Raw genomic sequence first — 20504 nt, forward strand, 5'->3', positions numbered from 1 at the left:
ATAATATTTTTGCGGGCCCACTTCAACCATAAAAAAAACAATTATGAAAAGATCGATTTTAGCTTCATTTTTATTCCTTGTCTTTTCGCTTGCTGGTTCTCTATATGCCCAGGATAAGAATGTGCTGGTTTTTTATAAAACTGAAGGCTTTTGGCACGAATCCATACCTGCAGGTTACCAGGCAATTGCCGACCTTGGGGAGGCAAATGGTTTTAATACTGAAGAAACCGATGATCCTAAAGAATTTACCCGGGAAAACCTTGAGTCCTATGATCTAGTCCTCTTCCTTAACACTACAGGAGATGTACTGGATGAGAAGCAACAGGAGGCTTTTAAGGATTTCATAGATAACGGCGGAAGCTTTTTTGGTATCCACGCCGCTGCAGATACTGAATATGACTGGGAATGGTATGGCAAATTGGTGGGTGCTTATTTTGTAAGCCATCCAGAAGTGCAGGAGGCCGAAGTGGTAGTCACAATGCCAGATCATCCTGCAGTCGCCCATTTACCTGAAAGATGGGTGAGGACAGACGAATGGTATAATTATAAGAATATAAACCCTGATAATAAGGTGTTATTAAAACTTGATGAAAGCACCTATAAGGGAGGAACCAATGGGGAAGATCATCCACTTGCCTGGTACAAAGAACTCGAGGGAGGTGGTATTTCCATCTATACCGGCGGTGGCCATACCATCCAGTCATATACAGAGCCGGCTTTTGTTGAACATTTATTGCGCTCAATACTTTTTGCCCTGGATGTGAAGAAGGATTAATATTTCTTCTATCCTGCAATAAGAAAGAAAAATGCCTGATCGATAACGGGACCATTTAATAATATTATTTTTGATTTTGAAAAAGGAAAATTATGAGCAAAGGAGTTCTTCTTGTTAATCTGGGATCACCCGATAGTACCGATCCTAAGGACGTGAAAAAATACCTCGACGAATTTCTAATGGATGAAAGGGTCATAGATGTACCGCTTTGGGCCAGAAATATCATTGTAAGAGGGATTGTTCTTAACACACGTCCCAAAAAATCGGCAGAGGCTTACCAAAAGATTTGGTGGGATGAAGGTTCACCTTTGATTGTTCTTTCTGAAAGGTTGCGCGACAAGATTGATGGATTAACCTCAGTTCCTATTGTGCTTGCAATGAGATATGGCAAACCCAATATTAAGTCGGGACTGCAGGAGCTTAAGGATAAGGGGGTAGATGAGGTCCTTATTTTTCCTTTATATCCACAGTTTGCTATGGCTACTACAGAGACAATTCTTGTCCTGGCTGAAAAGCTTAGAAAAGAACATTTTCCTGAAATGTCCTTTACATCTGTTCCTGCATTCTATAACCATCCAGATTATATAAGGGTACTCTCGAATAGTATAGCTGAGAGGCTTAAAGGGATAGATTTTCAACACCTCCTTTTTTCCTATCACGGGGTGCCAGAGAGGCATATCAAGAAAAGCGATGTTACCAAATCCCATTGCCAGATAGATGGATCATGCTGCAAGACCCCATCTGCAGCACATCAATTTTGTTACAGGCACCAGTGTTACGAAACCACCAGGTTGGTGGCAGAATACCTGGAGTTAAAGGAAAACACATATAGCGTTTCCTTTCAGTCGCGATTAGGTTTTGACCCATGGCTTCAACCTTATACCGACAGGACCATTGAGAGGTTCGGTAAACAGGGGATGAAAAAACTGGCTATAGTTACCCCTGCTTTTGTGAGCGATTGTCTGGAAACCCTTGAAGAGATCGCCATGGAGGGGGAAGAGATCTTCCACGAAGTGGGAGGTAAGGAATTCACCGTTGTGCCCTGTCTCAATGATCGCGACGACTGGTCTCAAGTCCTTTCCCGCTGGATAGACGAGTGGGCTTTATCCAAACCTGTAGAGGTATAGCATAATGGCAGGGAATGATGCCGCGGTACTGGGAAAGGAACCTATAGGAAAATTGCTCATAGGCCAGGCGGTACCTGCATCTGTTGGCATTCTTGTCATGTCCCTCAACATTCTGGTCGATACGATCTTTGTTGGTAACTGGATTGGCTCTATTGCCATTGCAGCTATCAATGTAGTACTTCCGGTCTCTTTTTTCATAGCAGCATTGGGAATGGCTATAGGAATTGGAGGATCCTCGGTGATCTCCAGGGCGCTTGGCGCCGGAAACAGGGCGAGGGCCCAAAGAACCTTTGGTAATCAAATTACCTGGACCCTTCTACTTACCATTGGAATGGTCATAGTTGGCCTGTACTTCCGGGATTCGCTAATTCCTGCCTTTGGTGGTAAAGGTGATATTTTTGAACCCGCCAGGATCTATTATACCATTGTACTTTATGGAGTCCCTTTCCTTGCACTTTGTATGATGGGGAATACAGTTATTCGTGCAGAGGGAAAACCCAGGTTTGCCATGGTGGCTATGATCATCCCCTCAGTAGGTAACCTCCTGCTTGATTATATTCTTATTTACGTGCTCGATATGGGAATGGAAGGTGCTGCCTGGGCCTCCACTATGTCCTATTTGTTATGTTTTGGATATGTATTATGGTTCTTCCTCTCGAGAAATTCTGAACTTAAGATCAATTTTAAATCATTTGGGCTCGACCGCTCCATCTCTGCAGAGATCGCTTCTCTTGGCTTTGTAACCCTTGCAAGACAGGCTGTGGTAAGTATTGTATACCTACTTATGAATAATATATTATTTGAACTGGGAGGAGAAGACTCTGTTACCGTATATGGGATAATAGCCCGCATGTTAATGTTTGCCCTTTTCCCTGTATTGGGAATGACCCAGGGGTTCCTGCCTATTGCCGGTTACAACTATGGGGCTCAGCTCTGGGACAGGGTCAAAAGAAGTATAGTTACCGCAATACTATATGCCAGTATCCTGGGGCTCCTGGTTTTTGCAGGCATTATGGTATTTGCTGAAGAGATTGTAAGCATTTTTACCACCAATCCTGTGATCATCTCTCAAACTCCCAATGCCATGCGATGGGTGTTTGCAGCTACACCAATTGTAGCATTACAATTAATTGGATCTGCCTATTTTCAGGCCATAGGAAAAGCCACCCCGGCACTTTTATTAACACTTACAAGACAGGGTTTTTTCTTTATTCCGCTGGTGCTCGTGTTGCCGCTCTACCTGGGGGAGCTAGGGGTTTGGATCTCCTTTCCACTGGCCGACCTGCTTTCCACGCTGGTGACGGGTTTTTTTCTTCGGAAGGAAATAAAGCAGAAGCTGGACACAGGATCAGGTTAATATTTTTCTGCTGAAGGAAATTCCTATCTTTGTAAAGGGAGCAACGGCCTGCACATGAAAATTATGAGGACGGGCTGCACCCCTTCCGAAGCATTTTAAAGTATCATTGCTTTTAACCAAGGATCTGTAACTGCAAGCAGACATTAAATAGAGAAACGTGCTGGAATATTATCAATACTTAAAGGCTTTACATCTAATTTTTGTTATCACCTGGTTTGCCGGGCTTTTTTATATTCCTCGATTATTTGTTTATCATATAGAAGCTGCAGATAAGAAGGAACCGGAACGCTCTATCCTCACCACCCAGCTTAAAATGATGACCAGGCGGTTGTGGTACATCATCACCTGGCCCTCGGCTATCCTCGCAACGGGTTTTGCTTTATGGTTGCTTGTATTAATGCCTTTTTGGCTGGAGCAGGACTGGATGCTGGTGAAATTGGGTTTCGTGGTATTGTTATTTATCTATCATTTCAAGTGCCACCTCATTTTCAAAGAATTCCAGCAAGATGTTATTAAATGGACCTCCAATGGAATGAGGTTGTTTAATGAAGGTGCAACGATCATTCTTTTTGCAGTGATCTTTCTTGTGATATTGCGAAATGCCCTGGATTGGATCTATGGAGTAATAGGGATTATATTGCTTTCTGTTATTTTAATGCTTGGCTTTAAGATGTATCAAAGAATCAGGTCAGGAAATCCTAATGCATAAGATGGTGTGATAATTGATTAATGCTGGCTAAATCATTAAAAATTTAAATGAGGCTTATCAAACTTTCCCTTAGAAACAGAATTTTCATTTCCATGATCCTGTTGGTTTTGGGTGCTTCAATTTTGATCGTGGGGGTGACTGTTTATCAATATAAACAAGAGAGTGAAGCCTATCACCGGGAACGTTTGGAAAGAAAGGAGCAGGCCATAAGGGAAAACATAAAATTTGTTCTGGCCAGCACGACTCATGTGGTGAATACTCAAAATTTACCTGTGATCATGAAAGACCGGCAAAAGATCCATGAGATCTCCCAGGTTCATGATATGCAACTCAATATCTATGATCTTTCGGGTAAATTGCTCATCCAGTCCAACGAATCTTTCTTTCGTGACACCTCAAATGATCAAATCCCTCCCCAGGTCCTCAAAGAACTTGAATCTTCTTCAAGAAAAAGATATTTAAGAAGGAGCGAGGTAAACGGTCAGGTTTTCCAGTCCTCCTACTCCTATTTAAATGATAACCAGTTCAAGCCGCTGGCTATACTTTATCTTCCCTACCTGCAGGATGATGAATTACTTCAAAAGGACCTTAATGATTTCCTTATGAAAATGGCTGAGGTCTATTTATTCATGTTGGTCCTGGCTATCCTGCTGTCCTATTTCCTGTCAAAATACATTACCAAATCCCTGAAAATGGTTTCTGAGAAGATCGTGGAAACCCGGCTTGACAAAAAGAACCAAAAGATCGAGATCGAGAACGCATCTGAAGAAATATATACCCTGGTGGCTGCCTATAACAGTATGATCGATGATCTTGAAGAAAGTGCTGTGAAACTGGCCACAGGTGAGCGGGAGCAGGCGTGGCGGGAAATGGCAAAACAGGTAGCACATGAGATCAAGAACCCGCTTACCCCCATGAGGCTAAGTGTACAAAGCTTCCAGAGAAATTTTGACCCCAATGATCCTGAAATTAAGATGAAGGTTGAGGAATATAGCAATACCCTCATTCATCAAATTGATACAATGAGTGCCATAGCATCTGCCTTTTCCAATTTCGCCAAAATGCCTGCGCAGCAAAATGAGATCCTTAATGTTCCAAAGATAGTAAAGCTGGCTTTGGATATTTTTAATGAAGAATATATCATCTTCTCTACAGAAAAAGAGGAGATCCTGGCAAAATTTGATCGCACCCAGCTCATTAGGGTTGTGACAAATCTGGTTAAAAATGCCACCCAGGCCCTGCAGGATATACCAGATCCTAAAATCCTTGTGAGAGTAGAGGAGGTAGAGGATATGGTGAGTATAACCGTAAGTGATAACGGCGTAGGTATAGCCGAAGAGAATAAAGAAAAGGTTTTTGAGCCTAAGTTCACTACCAAATCCAGTGGGATGGGTCTTGGACTTGCAATGGTTAAGAACCTTGTAGAGACCTATGGAGGTAGTATCACATTTACTTCAAAAAGAAATAAAGGGACTATCTTTACTGTAAAGTTTCCTAAATAAACCATTAGTTGCCCTATAAGAAGCAGCCTAAGAAGTTTTGTCTAACCAAAAATAACCGATATGAAATTTGAGAATGTACTTGAGGAGAAAAATGATGGCATTTTAACCATTACTATAAACAGGCCTTCCAAGCTAAACGCATTAAATAAACAAACTATTGAAGAGCTTCACCAGGCCTTTACAGATGCTGAACTGGATGATGAAGTTAAGGTTATCATTTTAACAGGTAGTGGTGAGAAAGCATTCGTTGCGGGAGCAGATATAAGCGAGTTTGCCAATTTCTCTACTGAAGAAGGAAAGGAACTGGCGGCAAGGGGACAGGAAAAACTTTTTGATTTGGTAGCCAATTTCCCAAAGCCGGTAATCGCGGCGGTGAATGGTTTTGCGCTTGGCGGCGGACTTGAACTTGCGATGGCTGCTCATTTTCGAATTGCAAGTGAAACAGCAAAGATGGGATTACCTGAAGTTTCACTGGGAGTTATTCCGGGATATGGCGGGACCCAACGACTACCACAACTGGTAGGTAAGGGAAGGGCTATGGAAATGATCATGACAGCAGGAATGATAGATTCCAGCCAGGCCCTGCAGTATAACCTTGTGAACCACGTTACTACCCCAGAGGAGCTGCTGGAATTTACAGAAAATATAGCACGCAGGATCCTTAAGAATTCCCTGGTCGCAATAAGTGCAGCTATTAAAGCCGTGAACGCCAATTATGAAGATGGGGTAAACGGGTTTGACCGGGAAATCGAAGAATTTGGAAACTCCTTTGGCACAGCCGATTTCAAGGAGGGCACGAGCGCGTTTTTGAGCAAAAGAAAAGCCGATTTTCCCGGAAAATAGATTTTATATTACAAATTTTAAATCATTGGTATCCTATTTATATAGTGTGAATATACATTTAACCTTACTATGTATAGTCTAAGGTCAAGTCAACCTCAATATGTGGCTGGTTTTGAATCTAAAATAGTTTATGGAAATCCAAGCTATTTAGAATTGGGTAAAGCAATGTTTTCCATTGAAGTAGATTTTAGTCCAGGTTCTATATTCTAGCAGCGGAAGCGGTCTAGGTTTTTTAACCAGACATCAATGAATTAAATATGGAATATTTCCTTTTATAAGGATATATTCCATATTTTTGTTTTATGAGCAATGGAGATGAAATAATAAAAGGCAGGGGAGCACAGTTGAATGTAGGGAACAGGTTTGATGCTCATAGCCACGAACTGCGGGATGATTTCCTCAATTATTGTGCAGTAGAAGGGGAAGAGGCCAGGGCGTCGGGAACGACCTTAACAGACACTTTTCCTAAGACCATTGTAAATAAGGTCACCAGTCCCGATATACGAATGGGTTATTCCCTTAATCCCTACCAGGGCTGTGAGCATGGATGTGTATACTGCTATGCGAGGAATTCTCATGAGTACTGGGGTTATAGTGCAGGCCTGGATTTTGAGCAAAAGATCCTTGTTAAGAGGAATGCCGTGGCGCTGCTGGAAAAGAAACTGCGCAGCAAGAGCTGGGAGGCAGAGCCTATAGTACTTTCAGGAAATACAGATTGTTACCAGCCTATAGAAAAAAAGCTGGAGATCACCCGTAGCTTATTGCAGTGCTTTTTGAAGTACAAACATCCAGTAGGTATAATTACCAAGAATGCATTAGTACAGCGGGATATGGATATATTAAAAGAGTTGGCTGCAGATAACCTGGTGCAGGTGAATATTTCTATTACCTCCCTTGAAGAGACTACCCGCAGGTTACTGGAGCCTCGCACTGCCAGTGTGAAAAAACGCCTGGAAACCGTAAGAAAACTTTCTGAGGCCAATATACCGGTAAGTGTGATGATGGCACCCATCATTCCCGGGATCAACAGTCATGAGATCCTACCTTTGGTAAAAGCGATCTCAGAAAATGGCGCTCAAGGAGTGGGTTATACAATGGTTCGGTTAAATGGAGCCATAGGAGGAATTTTTACAGACTGGATAAAAAAAGCCATGCCTCACCGGGCAGAAAAGGTACTGCACCAAATAGCGGAATGCCACGGTGGGAATTTGAATGACAGCCGCTTTGGCAGGAGGATGAAAGGAGAAGGTAACATAGCAGAACAAGTGGAACAACAGTTTCGAATTGCAAGAAAGAAGTATTTTAAGGATAAGGGTATAATGCCTTTGAATTGTGAACTTCACAGGGAGTATAAGGATGGGCAAATGAAATTGTTCTAGGAATACCGGTGGATTTGGCCAGTGAGGCTTTGCTATAGTTTCGTTAATGCCGTGTCATTTATACTAATATTTTTTATCTTTAAAAAAAAGTAAATATGAGAATGAATAGATTTTTTGTGTGGGTATTGGTGATGACAAGTATGGGATTCATGTCCTGCAGCAGTGATGATGATGCTACTCCTGTGGCTACTCTTACCATGGAAGCGAGGCCTGTAATTACCAGCGAAACTTCTTCACCCAGTGTAGTGGGCGGTGCAAACCTGCTGGAGGCACAAATAAGATTAAGAGATATTGGAGTAATCAAAGCCGGCGAGAGTACCGGTAGCAGGACCCTTTTTGGTGATGGGAGTGTACGTCAAATCCCGCTTCTCAATAGTGGGTTACCGGCCCAGCCTACGCAGGTAGGATCTGCCCAGCTTGAACAAGGTAATTATGATAGGGTCACTCTAAGACTTGACAGGGGTCAACAACTCCCCGCAGCCGATCCTATGAATAACCGCTCACTTTCCATCTCGGGGACAGTGAATAATATGCTGCTTATGATACATACAGATGTGGAGGAAATTATTACCAGGACCCTACAGGGAGGGGCACTTAACCTGGCCACAAATGAACGAATTTTTTTAAATATCAATATAAATACCCTCTTTACCGGGATAGATCTTACCACTGCAATGGACGGTAATGGGGATGGCACTATTGAAATTGAACCATCCAACATAGATGAGAACCGTAGCCTCTATACCAGAATGGTAGATAATCTACCAAATGCCATTACGGTAACCCGGGAATAATTTTTATTAAGGCAATTCCCTAATAAGAAAAAGATAGACAGGGAAGTGGTCGCTATAACCTCCGGTGTATCCACCGTAGTCATAACTGCGGTAGGGATACCCTTTGAATTGCCCGTGCGGGGTGATGAGATAATCAGGATTAAAGATCCCGGCCTTGTAGAACTGGTAGGAGGAATAATCTCCGGATAGAAACGCCCGGGAAATTATAATTTGATCAAACAAATTCCACCCATCCCTGTAAGCCAGTGTACCCTGTCCTCTTTTTAGCATTTGTTCCATGGGATTATACAATAGAGCATCAGTGGCTTTAGATTTATCTCCTGTAGTACCCAGTACCTTCTTAATACTCTTATTATGGGGATCATCGTTAAAATCTCCCATTACAATGATCTTGGGATTTACCTCCAGCCTTGAAAGAGAATCGATAATTCTGCGATTGAGTTTTGCCGCCTGTTCCCGTTTATAACTACTCCTGGCTTCACCCCCGCTTCTTGAAGGCCAGTGGTTAACTATAAAATGTACAGGTTCTCCATCCAGGTAACCACTTACCACCAGTTGGTCCCGGGTATATACCCGTTTAGCAGGCTCATCCCTGTCATACAACAAAAGCCTGTGGGAACTGGAGGATCCTGGAATGAATACATCTTTTTTGTAAAGTAATCCTACGTCTATACCCCTACTGTCTGGAGAATCAAAATGTATGATCCCATATTTCGAATCAAGCAGCAAAGGCCTATTTACCAGATCCTCAAGCACCGTGAGGTTTTCTATCTCACAAACACCAATTATCGCAGGAGTAGTGTTAGTAGTCGCCTGCCCAATATCTGCTATTACCCTCGAAATCTTAGTGAGTTTATCCTGATATTTTTCCACAGTCCAAATGTCTTTTCCCTTGGGGGTTCTGTCCTCATCGAAGATCCATGGATCATCAATTGTATCAAATAAATTTTCTACGTTGTAAAATGCAATTGTTCTTATGAGAAATAATTTGTCATCCTGTGCATAGAAAGTACCCGGAAACAAAATTGACATTAACAAAATCGTAATAAACCTTCTTTTTAAATGTAAAATTATTAACATATCATCTTTTTTTTATTAAAATTATATGAAAATAGCATCTTAAGGTAAGGAAAAAATAAAAATATAAAAATATAATTTTTAACTTAATTGTTGAAATCCAGACAATTATACAAATGAAGAGAAAAGGTTTTCTGCTCCTAACCTGGTTTTTGGGGCTGTTCCATATGGCTGCTCAGGAAACAATTATCACAGGGAAAGTTATAGATGCTGTGACTTACGAACCGTTGGCAGATGTAGAAATCAGTATTTTGGGAAGTACCTTGACAATTACCACCGGGGAATCGGGTGAATTTCAAATTGCTGGAGAGGATATCCCTGTAGGAAATCAAACTTTCATTTTCAATAAAACAAGATACCACGTTTTAAGAATGCCTGTGAATATTGAAAAAGATAAAATGAAGAATTTAGATATAATCGCACTTGAGATTGATATGTTCAGAGATCAAATGCTTCTGGGTGTAGTGAGTCTGGGGGAAAGTGAACTTAATGATGGAGAGGGCAGTGTTGATAATGTGGCGGGACTCCTGCAGGCATCACGGGATGTATTCCTTAATGCGGCCGCTTTTGATTTTAGCCAAACCTTTTTCAGGCCAAGAGGACTGGATAGTGAACACGGGAAAATCTTCATTAATGGAGTCGAAATGAACAAACTCTTTAATGGCAGGCCTCAATGGAGTAACTGGGGAGGACTCAATGATGTGCAGCGCAACCAGGTATTCTCTATGGGACTCGTGCCGGCTGAAGTTGGTTTTGGTGGACTCGCAGGGAGTACAAATATTGTGATGAGGGCTTCTAAATATCAGGGTGGTGGCAGGATTTCCTATGCAGCGGCCAACAGAAGCTATACCGGGAGGCTAATGGCTACCTACAACTCCGGTGAAACACCCGCGGGTTGGTCATATTCTTTCTCCATGTCAAGGCGTTTTGCACAGGAAGCATATGTAGAAGGAACATTGTATGATGCCAATGCGTTTTTCTTTGCAGTTGAAAAAAAGATCGGTCTGCGGCACAGTCTTAATTTTACAACGTTTTATACACCCAATATTAGGGGGAGATCTTCAGCAAATACACAGGAGGTAATTGATTTGCGGGGGAGACGATACAACTCCTTCTGGGGATATCAAAATGGAGAATTGCGCAATTCCAGGGTAAGGGAAATAAAAGAGCCTGTATTAATGCTTAATCATTACTGGCAAATTTCCGGCAAGACCCAATTAAATAGCAATCTCTCCTTTCAATTCGGGAAAACTGGAAACAGCCGTATCGATTTTGGAGGAACCCGTCTTGTGGTAGGCCCCGAGGGGCAGGAAAGTTATATTGGCGGAGGACGAAATCCAGATCCTGCCTATTATCAAAAACTTCCAAGCTATTTTTTTAGAAATATAAATAATCCTAATTATGAAGCAGCTTATCGATCCAGGCAGGAGTTCACGCAAAATGGTCAGTTGGACTGGGAGAGCTTATATACTGCCAATGAGCTGTTCCTTGGCTCTGGAGGAAATGCCGTATATGTGATCGCAGAGGACAGGACAGATGATCAACAATTTACTGCAAATACTATTCTTGATCACAAATTTAATTCCTCCTGGAGCTTAAGCTCGAAGCTGAGATATACCCGGCTGTTTAGTGAGAATTATGCACAGTTAAAAGATCTTCTGGGAGGCACCGGCTACCTGGATATTGATTTCTTTGCTGAAGGTGATCAAACCTCGTCCCTGGGTGACCGTGCACAAAGTGATCTTGACAACCGTAACCGCATTGCCCGGCAAGGAGATAGATATAAGTATAATTTTGAACTTCATGCAGAAGTTTTTGAGGCATATTCACAAGTACAGTTTAAACATAAGCAGGCAGACATATACCTCGCGGCAGAGGGTACCCAAACGCGGTATCAAAGAAATGGTTTATACAGGGCCGGCAGCTATCCTGAAAATTCTCTTGGAAGGAGTGCGCTACAGGTCTTTAATAATTTCGGAATTAAATTTGGAGGCAATTACAGGATAACCGGGAGGCATTTGATCAATTTCAATTCAGGATATCTCACCAGGGCACCCACCCTTCGGAATACCTTTTCCAATTCGCGACAAAACAATAATGTTGTTAGGGATATAAAGAGTAAAGAAATTCTATCGTTGGATTTGGGATATATTTACAGGTCTCCACAGTTTCGCTCCCGACTTACCGGTTATTTTACTGAATTCAAAGATGCCACAGAGATCTCATTTTTTTATGCCGATGGACTCAGCGGGCTTGGCAGGACAAGTACTACGGCCTTTGTACAGGAGGTCCTCCAGGGAATAGGGAAAAGGCACCTGGGTGTGGAGCTTGGCCTAGATTATCAAGTTACGTCCACAATAAAACTTAAGGCCGCTGTAGCCGTAGGGCAGTATACTTACAGCAACAACCCGCGCTTATATTTGACTTCAGATAGTTTTGCAGAAACTGTGGATTATGGAGAGTCAATGCTTCGCAATTACAGGATAGCAGGCGGTCCTCAACGCGCTGCACAGATAGGTTTTGAATACCGGGACCCCGGATTCTGGTGGTTTGGCTCCACCGTTAATTTTTTCTCTCACGCCTTTGCAGATATTGCACCCCTTACCCGTACCTCAAATTTTCTTACCGATGCAGATGGCCTTCCCCTTCTTAACTATGACAGTAATACAGCAAGGGATCTTTTAAGACAGGAACAGTTTGATAACTACATCCTGGTCAATGCCGTGGGCGGAAAGTCCTGGCGGGTGAAAAGTTCATATATAGGATTCTTCATAAGTCTCAATAACATATTTGATGTGCTGTATAAAACAGGAGGTTTTGAACAATCAAGAAATGCTAATTACAGGACTCTCAAGGAAGACAGGGAAAGAGAACAGCCCGTTTTTGGTAATAAGTACTGGTACGGGACTGGCGCGAGTTATTATGCTAATGCCTATATAAGATTTTAAGCTATGAAAGAATTCAACATCATCCCGGTAATTCTCTTTGCACTTTTACTTTCCTCCTGCGTAAAATCAGATGATTTTGAACTGCCTGAAATGGTAACACCTGAACTGCCTGCTCAGGGAAATATCACGACTATTGACGCCGTAAAAGGTCATTACAATTTTAATACAAATACTATTTACACGTTCAGGGATACCAATATGTATTTTGAAGGTTATGTGGTCTCCAGCGATGAAGGTGGTAACTTTTATAAAAAGCTGGTCCTGCAGGACAAACCTGAAAATCCTACTGCAGGAATCCAGGTGCTTATTGATGACACCTCACTTTCAGATTCCTTTAATTTTGGCAGAAAAGTAATTGTGAAACTGGATGGACTAAGTTTGGGTTACAACAATGGTGTCATGCAATTGGGTAGGCAAAACCGGGGAGATGTTGTAGCTATTTCCAGGGCGATCCTGGATGACCATATTGTAAGGACCGGCATTACGGCGAACATTGTGCCTTTGCCCTTAAAAATAAGAGATTTTAGTGAAAGATATAAAAATCTGTTTATAAGGCTGGAGGGGGTACAGTTTAACAGGAACCTGGTGCGGGAAAATGATCGTTACACTTTCGCCGCAGAGAATTTCGATAGGTTTGACGGGGAGCGACAACTGGAGAGCTGCAGTGATGGTACCACTACTACCTTAAGCACCAGTACATTTTCAAACTTTAGATCATTGCTACTTCCGGCAGCTTCAGGAAATATTGAAGGGGTATTAACCCGCAACTTTTATGATGATTATTATATCATTACGATGAATTCTCCTGAAGACCTGGATTTTAATAATGGCCCAAGATGTGATCCTGAATTCTTTAAATGCGGGGACCAATTTTCCCCGGGTGTAGAAACCGTTTTCCAGGAAAGTTTTGAGACCATAACTACTCAAAGAATGCTGGAAACAAGAGGCTGGACCAATTTTAATTCCAGCGGGGGGAGCAAAAGGTTTGAGCCGGGAGCGCAGGGAGGAAACCGGCACGTAAGAATATCGGCCTATAACACGCAGGAGAATCCGCTGGAAGCCTGGCTGGTCACTCCCCCAATAAATATTAATACCATTGAGAATGAGATTTTATCATTTGATCTTCGAGCCTCGTATGATAATGCAACGATTTTAAGGGTATATATTACAGCAGATTATACAGGAAATCCTTTGACCACAAACTGGTATTTGCTCGATGCTAATATTCCTGTTGGGCCAACAAATCAAAATGCTGTTACATTCACAAGATCCCATATAGATATTTCCTGTCTTGAGGGAACAGTTCATGTAGCGTTCAGGTATCTGGGTGCAGCTTCAGAAAAAACTACAACTTATGATATCGATAACGTAAGAGTAACAGGAAATTAAGAATTTTCTGTTGTACTTTTGCCTACATTATATTATCTGGAATATACTGGCTATTCCTTTTTAAAAATTTCATCTAATTACGCGAATGGTTAAAAAATTACAACTTGCATTTCTTTTGTTTTTCTTCATTACCTTATCCTCCAGCGGCCAGGATATTGAGGGCTCCTGGAGCTGGAATTCCCAGGATGGCTCAAATATGTTCAGTATTGACCTTATGCGTATTTCAGAAAACAACTACAGGGGGAACCATTGCAGCGTTTACCTGGGAGGAGACAGGATTGATTGCAGGGAGAACGGAGAGGATTTCACCATTGTTCTGGTTCGAAAATCTGAAAATATTTTCCAGGGTAGCATCCGCAGCGGGTTGAGTAACTCCATTGGCAATGTGCAGTTGCAATATTTACCCAATGAGGATAATATTATTTTTAGTCTTAAAACTAATCCCAAGGGTGAATATTATATGCCGCTGGAGGGAAGATTGCAACGGAATTAAAATCTTTTCCGCAATAGCTTTTAAAACAAAAGATCAGCCTGAGTGGGCTGATCTTTTGTTTAATATAGGTACAACAGGTTATCTATTACTTTGTATATGCTTCCTCATAAGGAGACCAAATTTCATAAATAGGATCACCTTTCGAGCTTAGGCCTTTATGATGCCATTCCCCGTCCTTTACTTCATAATCAAACTCCAGGCTGGCACCCACGCGGCTGTCATCACGGGAAAAGAATTCTATATTCTCTGTGTATTTTCCATCTTTAGCAGTGTATGTTCCTCCCCCTGTCCCGCTGAACTCTCCTGTGGCAGAGTTAAAAGCGATCCACTGGAAGCGGTCCCCGCTTAGTATTTTAACGGTCCTCCTGTCCCCGGGGGTAGACCTGCTTAACTCCCCGTCGCGCTCCCTGCCTGTGAACACCCAATTACGGGTGAGCTCATTGCCGGTATTGGAGATCCTGTCCCAAACCATAGTATTAACGGGATCTGAGATCGTAAGGCGGTTGCCACTGTGATCAATGGTATAATTGATCTCCTTTCCAATAAATTCGGGGTTCTCTGTATTAAAATTCTGGATCTCCATATAGCTGTCACCGTCGGTTTGAAATTCTCCTCCTCTCGCACTATGGAATTTATTTCCATCTTTCATTTTTTCACCTACTGCAAAATATCCATCCTGGATGATCTTGACAACTTCCATATCTTCCACCTGGTCTCCATTTCTTTCAATTAATTTCCAGGAGCCATCAAGGTCCTGGGAAAAGAGGATTCCGCAAAAGAGCATTAAAGGGATAAACAATATTTTTTTCATAATTAAAGGCTTTGATTTACACTAAGTTAATTAATAATAATCAAATTTTCAGGATCATTCCTCTTCCCCGTATGTATCATATTCCGGATACAGGAAATTATTATAAGGAAAACGGGTGATGTGTATCTCCCTTACTGCCTCATAAACTTTTCTTCTGAAATCTTCCATATTCTCCTTATTAAGAGCAGAAATAAAAAGAACGTTGTCTCCCATCCTGTTCATCCAGGTTTGACGCCAGTCTTCGAGGGAATTATGAGCAACTGTCCTTTTTGTCTCGAGATCATCCTCGGCAATTTTTTCCTGTTTATAGGCATCGATTTTATTGAAAACCATAAGGGTAGGCTTATCTGCACTCTTGATATCTGCCAAAGTTTGGTTTACAGATTCAATGTGCTCTTCAAAATTTGGGTGTGAAATATCGACCACGTGTAATAGCAGGTCGGCCTCCCTAACTTCATCCAGGGTTGATTTAAAAGATTCAATTAACTGGGTTGGCAACTTCCTTATAAAGCCCACAGTGTCGGTTAAAAGGAAAGGGAGGTTTCGAATTACCACTTTTCTCACAGTGGTGTCAAGGGTTGCGAAGAGCTTATTTTCAGCAAATACGTCGCTTTTGCTTATCACATTCATAAGGGTGGATTTACCAACATTGGTATACCCTACAAGAGCTACCCGTACCAATTGGCCACGGTTGCCCCTTTGCACCTCCATTTGCTTGTCTATGGTCTCTATTTTCTTTTTAAGTAGTGAGATCTTATCCCGTACTATACGCCTGTCTGTCTCGATCTCGGTTTCCCCGGGACCTCTCATTCCAATACCACCCCGTTGTCTTTCAAGGTGGGTCCACATTCCTGCAAGCCGCGGCAGTAGATACTGGTATTGTGCCAGTTCCACCTGGGTGCGGGCATAGCTTGTCTGGGCTCTTTGTGCAAAAATATCCAGGATAAGATTGGTCCTGTCCAGTACTTTACACTGGAGTACACGTTCTATGTTCTTTTGTTGAGCAGGCGAGAGTTCATCATCAAAAATCGCCGTGCCTACCTCATTCTCATCTATAAATTTTTTAACGTCATTGATCTTTCCAGAACCTATAAAGGTTTTAGGATCTGGACGTTCCATTTTTTGTGTGAAACGTTTGATGACCTCCCCTCCGGCAGTATAGGTAAGGAATTCAAGTTCATCAAGATACTCTTCAAGCTTATCGGCGTCCTGATCCCTGGTAACGATCCCTATAAGGACTGCCTTTTCATAATTTAAATCGGTCTTTTCTATCATATTAACAAAGTTACATAATAGAATCTAATCGCTGTTTAAGCCGTAGGGTTTCAGTAAAAAATTAACTTGAATTTAGTGAAAAAAAATCCCGGAGACCATAAGTCCTCCGGGAGATCAAGTATAGAGAAAATTCTTCTTAAAAATTGTAATTGATGCCTGCTCCAAAAACCTCTCTAATTTGAAAGGCACCAACCGCATTATCATCATAAATAGCCTGGAAAAGGAAGTTGGCAGAGAGGTATTTGTTTATTCCCATATCCAGGTTAAGAAGATAATCAATGTCTATATTCCCTGGCGAATCCAGGTAATTGGAATATAAGTTGATATTGTTTTCCATAGTGACATCCTCAAGGATATTAAATTTAAAATATCCGCTAAGGGATGCACCAAATTCAAACCTGCTGGTCTCTCCCTCATCTACGCCAAAATACCGACCGTCAACATATCCCGGGGTAGTAGTGAACTTTTTATCAACGAAGATAAATCTTGCGGTAGCGGGTGCTATGTTAATAACAAAATCTTCGGTCTTCTTCCACATAAATCCGGGCCCTGTTTGCAGGTATGCAGGAGAAAAGAATTGAGTATATTCTGTTCTGGTAACCCTTCCTTCAGCATCCTGACCAAAATTATAGCCTTTATCAAACTGTGTCCTGAAATTAAGAAAGTAAGAATAATACCAGTTCGAATTTTCCATTTGGAGACCGGCAATAGAATTTAATTCAAAACGGTCACTGGTCTTTCGCATGAACTCATCGGTTCGCACTTTAGTAAGACCGTAATTTGCAAAAATACGATTGGTCCAGGAGAAATTATCCTTACGATAGTTCTCCTCATAGTTCATTATGAGGTTTCCAGAGATACTTGATGTCCCACCTCCTGTCCACTCCTTGTTAAAGGCCGATTGGTTGAAGAGTAATTGAATATTACCCTGGTTTGTCCAACCGTTTGGTGGGATATTATTTTCCTGTGCGAAAACGGTGGTAATTAAAAGACTCAGAAGGCCAGAGAGTAATGCTTTTTTCATATGCTATTTCTTGGATTTTTTGTAAAGTGGAACAGAGGAACAGGCCTCCCCATACATAAGGCTCTTTGCAACCGGTTGTAGCTTTGCGATCAAGAGAAGATAGGCGTTTTGTGGTACCGGTTTGTGAGAACAACCCTTTATGATGACCGGTTTATCCTGCAGGTCTTCAACATCAAGATTGCTTATTATCTCTGTATAAAGAATGGTTTCAAGAACATCGAGATCTCCCACAATCACTTTTTTTGCATAAGGTTGTAAATAGGTTGAGAGCAGCATATAGGCCCAGGCAGGTATAATAGCATCTGTAGAACAGTTAAGGGCAACATAAGCATCTTTATACCTGCTCCAGTCATGGGCTGCAGCTTTCTCTCTAAAGACACCTTCACGCAGTACCAGGCCCTCCAGAAGCCAGTCCTTTATATCAAAAAGTACACGCTCCCCCCGGGGGTAAAAATCTTCCAGATCAAAGGTGACCAGTTTACTGTTGGCAACCCTGTTTACTATTTCTGTTGACATGTCTCTTAATTTGGTTTTAATACAGAGTAAGGCTTATAGCATTCCCAATTCCAACTTGGCTTCTTCACTCATAAGTTCCTGTGTCCAGGGAGGATCAAAAGTGATCTCCACTTCACAACCGTTCACTTCATCAAGGGACTTCACCCTTTCCTCCACTTCCTGGGGTAAACTTTCGGCTACAGGACAGTTTGGAGTTGTAAGGGTCATAAGTATTTTTACATCATAATCTGTATTCACCATAACATCATATATAAGCCCCAGCTCGTAAATGTCTACCGGTATCTCGGGATCATATATTGTTTTTAAGACCCTAACGATCTTTTCTCCCAATGCCTCTGTGTCTATTTCCTGTTCCATTTTAATCAAGTTGTGTTTGGTATGCGATGGCATACATTTTTAATTGTTTGATCATACTCACCAGGCCATTAGCCCGGGTGGGTGAGAGATGTTCCTTTAGACCAATTTCATCTATAAACTGTGTGTCGGCTTCAAGTATGTCGGCCGGATGTTGATTTGAAAACACCCGTATTAGAATGGCGACGATACCCTTGGTTATAATGGCATCACTATCTGCCGTGAAAACGAGTTTGTCGCCCTGCAGCTCTGCATGAACCCAAACCTTGCTTTGACAGCCCTTAATAAGGTTTTCATCAACTTTATATTTTTCATCAATAAGGGGCAGTGATTTTCCCAGCTCTATCATATATTCATAGCGCTGCATCCAGTCATCAAACATGGAAAACTCGTCGACTACCTCTTCCTGCTTTTCTTTTATATTACTCACGTTCATTTGTTTTTTTTGCCCTGAATACAGGGTCTCCATTATCATCAAGGAAAATTACGTTTTCTTCATCCATTTCTACGGAAGATATTGTAGAGAATAAATCCATAATTTCCTTTTCCCGCTCCATTTTTCCTTCACAAAACATTTTAGTACTTACCGGGTCCTGAAAGCTTATCTCTTTCCCGGTCGCATTATAACGAATGCTAAACCTGTTGCAGCCTGCATTCCCCATGATTTCCTGTCTGGTGGTATCTATACGAAGGCTTATTTGCTCAAAAGAGATGTCCTTTCCTCGTAATTGAGAAAGTATATAACTGCCTAAGAGGTCCATTTCACCTGTGACTGCTCTTTGGGGCTGCATAGGATCTTTCTTATCTTTCTGTTCACCACACGAAACCATAAAGACCAGAAATATTAATAGCATATTTTTCATAGGCTTCTCTTTTAACTGAGCATGGTTTTCGCTCTTTTTACTGCTTCTATAAATTTATCAATTTCTTCAGTAGTATTATAAAAAGAAAAGGAAGCCCTTACAGTTCCCGGGATCCCATAGTAATCCATAATTGGTTGTGCACAATGATGGCCGGTCCTTACTGCTATTCCTAACTTGTCTATGATCGTACCTATATCATAGGGGTGGATGCCTTCAATGTTGAAGGAGATCACTGCTGTTTTTTTTCTTGATATTCCATAGATCCTTACTCCCGGGATCTCCAGAAGCTTCTCTGTGCCGTAATCCAGGAGCTGCTTCTCATAAGCGGCTATGTTGTCAAAGCCAATGGAATTCATATAGTCCAGTGCGGCTCCAAAGGCTATTCCCCCACATATATTTGGAGTTCCTGCTTCAAATTTATGAGGAAGGTCAGCATAGGTGGTTTTTTCAAAGGTAACCGTTGCTATCATTTCCCCGCCTCCCTGGTAAGGAGGTAATTTTTTTAGCCATTCTTCTTTTCCATAAAGAACACCCACGCCTGTTGGTCCACACATTTTGTGGGCAGAGGCCACGTAGAAATCCACGTCAAGTGCCTGTACATCGGCCTTAATATGAGGTGCTGCCTGCGCCCCGTCAACTAATACCGCGGCACCTTTTTCATGTGCAGCCTTTATGATCTCCTCAATTGGATTCACCGTACCCAGTGCGTTGGACACGTGGTTTATGAAGACGATCCTGGTTTTATTGGATAAAAGCCTGTAAAAATCTTCCATGACCAGTTCCCCGTCCTGGTTCATTGGGATAACCTTTAGAATACTCCCGGTCTTCGCGGTGAGCATTTGCCAGGGTACAATGTTGGAATGATGTTCCAGGGCAGAGACAAGGATCTCATCCCCCTCTTTGAGCAAAGAGGCAAAGCCACTGGCAACAAGATTTATCCCGTGGGTTGTACCCGAGGTGAAAATGATCTCATAGGAATGGGCAGCATTAAAATGATCCTGCACCTTTTTACGTGCAGCCTCATACTTATCTGTCGCTTCCTGGGAAAGCGTATGTACTCCCCTGTGTATGTTGGAATTGTAGTTGGAATAATAATCGACTATAGCATCTATTACCTGTTGCGGGGTTTGAGAAGTTGCAGCATTATCCATATAGACCAAAGGATGGCCGTTTACCTCTCGCTTAAGGATTGGGAAATCTTTTCTTATTTCTTCTATCTCAAAGGGGATCTTGCCTGCAACTGCCTTCATAAAATGGTTTTAAAAAAT

Annotated in this window: 20 protein-coding genes; 11 read left to right on the plus strand and 9 right to left on the minus strand. The window is 41.9% G+C overall.

The window, feature by feature from the left end:
* The first annotated feature begins 43 nt into the window (after positions 1–43).
* From FHG64_RS10225 to FHG64_RS10260, 8 genes are all read left to right on the plus strand, one after another.
* Positions 44–775: a ThuA domain-containing protein gene (locus tag FHG64_RS10225; RefSeq protein ID WP_139066309.1), complete on the plus strand. Its 732-nt coding sequence runs from the start codon at positions 44–46 to the stop codon at positions 773–775.
* A gap of 92 nt (positions 776–867) precedes the next feature.
* Entirely contained in the window at positions 868–1902 is a 1035-nt protein-coding gene (gene hemH / locus FHG64_RS10230; protein WP_139066310.1) for a ferrochelatase, read from the plus strand.
* A gap of 4 nt (positions 1903–1906) precedes the next feature.
* On the plus strand, positions 1907–3259 hold the full coding sequence (locus FHG64_RS10235; RefSeq protein ID WP_139066311.1) for an MATE family efflux transporter: 1353 nt from the start codon (positions 1907–1909) through the stop codon (positions 3257–3259).
* A 160-nt stretch (positions 3260–3419) separates the two neighbouring features.
* A complete protein-coding gene (locus FHG64_RS10240) occupies positions 3420–3968 on the plus strand; it encodes a CopD family protein (RefSeq protein WP_139067947.1) in 549 nt (182 codons plus the stop codon).
* A gap of 47 nt (positions 3969–4015) precedes the next feature.
* Positions 4016–5470, plus strand: a complete 1455-nt coding sequence (locus FHG64_RS10245; protein WP_139066312.1) for a sensor histidine kinase — start codon at positions 4016–4018, stop codon at positions 5468–5470.
* A 60-nt stretch (positions 5471–5530) separates the two neighbouring features.
* Positions 5531–6313: an enoyl-CoA hydratase/isomerase family protein gene (locus FHG64_RS10250; RefSeq protein ID WP_139066313.1), complete on the plus strand. Its 783-nt coding sequence runs from the start codon at positions 5531–5533 to the stop codon at positions 6311–6313.
* A gap of 302 nt (positions 6314–6615) precedes the next feature.
* On the plus strand, positions 6616–7692 hold the full coding sequence (locus tag FHG64_RS10255) for a PA0069 family radical SAM protein (RefSeq protein WP_139066314.1): 1077 nt from the start codon (positions 6616–6618) through the stop codon (positions 7690–7692).
* A gap of 101 nt (positions 7693–7793) precedes the next feature.
* Complete coding sequence (locus FHG64_RS10260; protein WP_139066315.1) at positions 7794–8486, plus strand: hypothetical protein; 693 nt, start codon at positions 7794–7796, stop codon at positions 8484–8486.
* A 6-nt stretch (positions 8487–8492) separates the two neighbouring features.
* Here the strand turns inward: FHG64_RS10260 and FHG64_RS10265 are convergent, their stop codons facing one another.
* Positions 8493–9566, minus strand: a complete 1074-nt coding sequence (locus FHG64_RS10265) for an endonuclease/exonuclease/phosphatase family protein (RefSeq protein WP_246054068.1) — start codon at positions 9564–9566, stop codon at positions 8493–8495.
* A 113-nt stretch (positions 9567–9679) separates the two neighbouring features.
* Between FHG64_RS10265 and FHG64_RS10270 the strand changes: the two genes are divergently transcribed.
* The 3 genes from FHG64_RS10270 (at position 9680) to FHG64_RS10280 (ending at position 14393) form a co-directional block, all read left to right on the plus strand.
* Entirely contained in the window at positions 9680–12511 is a 2832-nt protein-coding gene (locus tag FHG64_RS10270; RefSeq protein WP_139066316.1) for a carboxypeptidase-like regulatory domain-containing protein, read from the plus strand.
* A gap of 3 nt (positions 12512–12514) precedes the next feature.
* Positions 12515–13900, plus strand: a complete 1386-nt coding sequence (locus FHG64_RS10275) for a DUF5689 domain-containing protein (RefSeq protein WP_139066317.1) — start codon at positions 12515–12517, stop codon at positions 13898–13900.
* A gap of 85 nt (positions 13901–13985) precedes the next feature.
* Positions 13986–14393, plus strand: a complete 408-nt coding sequence (locus tag FHG64_RS10280; RefSeq protein WP_139066318.1) for a hypothetical protein — start codon at positions 13986–13988, stop codon at positions 14391–14393.
* A gap of 85 nt (positions 14394–14478) precedes the next feature.
* Here FHG64_RS10280 and FHG64_RS10285 read toward each other — a convergent pair whose 3' ends face one another.
* From FHG64_RS10285 to FHG64_RS10320, 8 genes are all read right to left on the minus strand, one after another.
* Positions 14479–15204: a hypothetical protein gene (locus FHG64_RS10285; protein ID WP_139066319.1), complete on the minus strand. Its 726-nt coding sequence runs from the start codon at positions 15202–15204 to the stop codon at positions 14479–14481.
* A 54-nt stretch (positions 15205–15258) separates the two neighbouring features.
* The gene (hflX, locus tag FHG64_RS10290) at positions 15259–16479 is read right to left on the minus strand and encodes a GTPase HflX (protein WP_139066320.1); all 1221 of its coding nucleotides are present in this window, start codon (positions 16477–16479) and stop codon (positions 15259–15261) included.
* 136 nt (positions 16480–16615) lie between these two features.
* On the minus strand, positions 16616–17503 hold the full coding sequence (locus FHG64_RS10295; RefSeq protein ID WP_139066321.1) for a DUF3078 domain-containing protein: 888 nt from the start codon (positions 17501–17503) through the stop codon (positions 16616–16618).
* Positions 17504–17506: 3 nt separating this feature from the next.
* Positions 17507–18019 (minus strand): DUF2480 family protein, encoded by a 513-nt coding sequence (locus tag FHG64_RS10300; protein ID WP_139066322.1) that lies wholly within the window; start codon positions 18017–18019, stop codon positions 17507–17509.
* 33 nt (positions 18020–18052) lie between these two features.
* Positions 18053–18376 carry an SUF system Fe-S cluster assembly protein gene (locus tag FHG64_RS10305; RefSeq protein ID WP_139066323.1) on the minus strand — a complete coding sequence of 108 codons (324 nt, stop codon included), beginning with the start codon at positions 18374–18376 and terminating at the stop codon, positions 18053–18055.
* Position 18377: 1 nt separating this feature from the next.
* Entirely contained in the window at positions 18378–18755 is a 378-nt protein-coding gene (locus FHG64_RS10310; protein WP_246054374.1) for a SufE family protein, read from the minus strand.
* 40 nt (positions 18756–18795) lie between these two features.
* A complete protein-coding gene (locus FHG64_RS10315; RefSeq protein ID WP_139066325.1) occupies positions 18796–19236 on the minus strand; it encodes an META domain-containing protein in 441 nt (146 codons plus the stop codon).
* Positions 19237–19247: 11 nt separating this feature from the next.
* Positions 19248–20486, minus strand: coding sequence for an aminotransferase class V-fold PLP-dependent enzyme (locus tag FHG64_RS10320; RefSeq protein ID WP_139066326.1), 1239 nt, complete (start codon positions 20484–20486; stop codon positions 19248–19250).
* Between the last annotated feature and the right edge of the window lie 18 nt (positions 20487–20504).

The sequence above is a fragment of the Antarcticibacterium flavum genome (genome assembly GCF_006159205.1).
GTDB lineage: Bacteria > Bacteroidota > Bacteroidia > Flavobacteriales > Flavobacteriaceae > Gillisia > Gillisia flava.